The sequence below is a fragment of the uncultured Aquincola sp. genome, assembly GCF_964001545.1.
In the GTDB taxonomy this organism is placed as follows: Bacteria; Pseudomonadota; Gammaproteobacteria; order Burkholderiales; family Burkholderiaceae_C; genus Aquincola.
Window position 1 is genome coordinate 1 of sequence record NZ_CAXFDV010000677.1, and the last position, 2,847, is coordinate 2,847.

3 protein-coding genes are annotated in these 2,847 nt (G+C 71.1%); all 3 read right to left on the minus strand.

Features of this window, described 5'->3' with window-relative positions:
- Positions 1 to 66: 66 nt before the first annotated feature.
- Positions 67 to 903, minus strand: coding sequence for an MxaS protein (locus tag ABNT58_RS23830; RefSeq protein ID WP_348755885.1), 837 nt, complete (start codon positions 901 to 903; stop codon positions 67 to 69).
- A gap of 13 nt (positions 904 to 916) precedes the next feature.
- Entirely contained in the window at positions 917 to 1,939 is a 1,023-nt protein-coding gene (locus tag ABNT58_RS23835) for a MoxR family ATPase (RefSeq protein WP_348755886.1), read from the minus strand.
- A gap of 170 nt (positions 1,940 to 2,109) precedes the next feature.
- Positions 2,110 to 2,847, minus strand: a 738-nt coding sequence (locus tag ABNT58_RS23840; protein ID WP_348755887.1) for a TonB-dependent receptor, incomplete at its 5' end; no start/stop codon positions are given.

Here is a 2,847-nt window from a genome sequence, read left to right on the forward strand (position 1 = left end):
CCGGCGCTGCGGCCACCAGCAGCCCGGCTGCGCCCAGGCACCATGCCCGCGCTGCGGCCCGGGCCGTCATGCGTAGAAGTGCCGCGTCACGGCATCCGCATCGAAGCCGCCTTCGATGACCAAGGGCTGCAGGCGGCGGGTCTGCAGGGCCTGCATCAGGGCGGCGCGGTGGGCCGTGCGGGCCGCCTGCCAGCGGGCGCGCAACGCGGGCCGCCACCACACCAGCCGCTGGCGGCCGCTTTCGGGGTCCACCACCGTCAGCAGGCCGCGGCGTGCATCGGGGCCGAACTCCAGCGGGTCCCACAGCACCACCGGCACCACCTCATGGGCCGACAGGCCGTCCAGCACACGCTCGATCAAGGGCAACGGCAGGTGGAAGTCGGACACCAGGAACACCAGGCTGCGCTGGCGCGACAGGTGCTGCGGTGCCTGCAGCAGGCCCTCGGCGCTGCGGCCGGTGGGCTGCCAATGGCGCAGCGTGTGGGCCAGCACGCTGCCGGTGCCGCGCTGGCGCGTCTGCGGCTGCAGCAGCGCCGGCTCCACCTGGGCGGCGCAGCCGATGAAGCCGAAGCTGTCGCCGGTGCGCCAGGCCGACCAGGCCAGGCTGTCGGTGAAGTCGGCCACCACGTCGAGCTTGCGGCGTGCGCCTTCAAAACCCATCGAAGCCGACAGGTCCACCACCATCGTCACCGGCACCGACATGCGCTGCGCATGGATGCGCACGCGCCAGCCGCCGAAGGGGTCGCGCAGGCTGGCATGCAGGTCGAGCCGGCGCGGGTCGGGCGCATCCAGCAGCGAGGCATGGCCGCGGAATTCGAAGCCGCTTTCGCCCCGGCTGCTGCGGTGGTGGCCGGGAAAGTGGCCCTGCACCGGGCCACCGACGCGGTACTGGATCTCGTGCATCGAGGCCGCTCCTTCAGGGCGCGGCCACCGCGGCCAGGATGCCGGCCATCAGCGGGCCGGTGATCTCGGGCCGGCGCATTTCGTACACCGGCTGCAAGCACAGCCGGTGCGCCAGCGTGTCGACGAACACCGCCTGCACATCTTCGGGCGTGGCGTAGTCGCGGCCGGCCAGCCAGGCGGCCACGCGGGTCGCGCGCATCAACATGCTCATGCCGCGCGGGCTCGCGCCTGCCAGCATCAGGCGCGCGGTGTCCAGGTCGGGCAGCTTGACGCCGTAGTCGGCCGGCACCGCGGTGGCCCGCCACAGACCCAATGCATAGTCCTGCAGCGCGGTGGAAGCGCGCACCTGGTGCTGGATGGCTTCGGCCACTGCATTGAGTTCGGCATAAGGCACCATGGCCGGCTGCAGCGCGCCCACCAGCCGGTCGGTGTCGTGAAAGCGCGGGTCGAACATCAGCGCCCGGCGGTCGTCGTCGGTGGCCGGCGCGTCGATGGTGATCTCCATCATGAAGCGGTCGCGCGCCGCGGACGAGATCTCGAAGGTCTCTTCCCGCTCCACCCGGTTGCGGTCGGCAAACACCAGCAGGTGCGGAAAACGCACCTCGCGGTTGAAGGCCGAGACGCTGCGCTCGGCCATCACCCGCAGCAGCAGCGAGTGCACCTGCGGCCGGGCGCGGTTGATCTCGTTGAAGAAGAAGATGGCCAGCTCGGGGCCATGCTCGATTAGCGGCCCCGCCTCCACCGCCGGCCGCCCGTCGGCGCCGATGTAGGTGTAGTACACGAGGTCGTTGGGCATCAGGTCGATGGTGCCTTCGGTGCGCGCGAAGGCACCCCCCAGCACCTGCGCAAAGGCCCGCAGCAGCGTGGTCTTGCCCACGCCCACGTCGCCCTGCAGCAGCACGTGGCCGCGGGCGAACACGGCGGTGTTGACCGCGCGGATCACACGCTGCTGGCCGATGACGGCCTTGGCCACCTCGGCTTCCAGCGCCAGCGCACGCTGGCGCCAATCGTTCAGCAACGCGTCGTCTCGCTCCATCGGCACTTCCTCGGCCGCTGGGGCGGCTCTGCACACCGGCCGCACCGCGCGGGATGCGCGGCACACACTGTCACGCCGGTGGCACAGGCGCGGCGGCGGCAGCCGATGCACCGCTGGGTCAGCAAGAGCTGCGCCCTCCGGACTTACCCGCGGGCGCCGCCCTTGCCCGCTTACGAGCCGAAGCGGTAGCGCACGCCGGCCCAGACGGTGCGCGGCGCACCCGGGGCGTAGAAGGTGGAATGCTGCAGCGGGTACTCGCCCTCGGCATTGCGCGGGAAGGGCCGCGCCTGGAAGTTGCCATTCGCATCGAAGCCGGTGGCGCCCAGCTGCGCCGCGGTGCTGTACTTGCGGTCGAACACGTTGTTCACCTGCACGAAGAAGCGCCAGGCTGCGGTGGGCTCGTAGTCGGCACTGAGGTTGAGCACCGCATAACCGCCGCTGCGGCCGCTGCCCAGGTAGTAGGTGCCATCGGCCTGGTGGCGGCCGTTCTCGTTGCCGCGGGCGATGGAGCCGCCCACCGCGGTGACGTCGGCGCCCAGGCTCCAGCCGCTGCCCACGCGCCAGTCGGCGAATAGCTTGAGCATGTGCCGCGGGATCAGCGGAATGCGGTCACCGGGGCGGATCTCGATGGTGCCTTCGGTGCCCGGGTTGCCTTCCTCGGCTTCGCTGTTGCTGCTGTTGCTCGAACCGTCCACCACCTCGGCGCTGCGGTAGGTGGCCTGCAGGTAGGTGTAGTTGGCGCCGACGGTCAGGTCGCGGGTCAGCGGCAGGCTGAGGCCAGCCTCCAGCCCTTGCCGGCGCGTCTTGCCGAAGTTGCGGAAGTAACCGAAGCCGGCCTGGTCGTCGGCCACGAACAGGATGTCGTCGCGGTTGTCGGCGCGGAAGATGCCGACGTTCCAGCTCATGCC

Bases quoted from the DNA above. Each gene is read 5' to 3' on its own strand.
- ABNT58_RS23830 (WP_348755885.1), bottom strand. From the start codon at position 903: ATGCACGAGATCCAGTACCGCGTCGGTGGCCCGGTGCAGGGCCACTTT.
- ABNT58_RS23835 (WP_348755886.1), bottom strand. From the start codon at position 1,939: ATGGAGCGAGACGACGCGTTGCTGAACGATTGGCGCCAGCGTGCGCTG.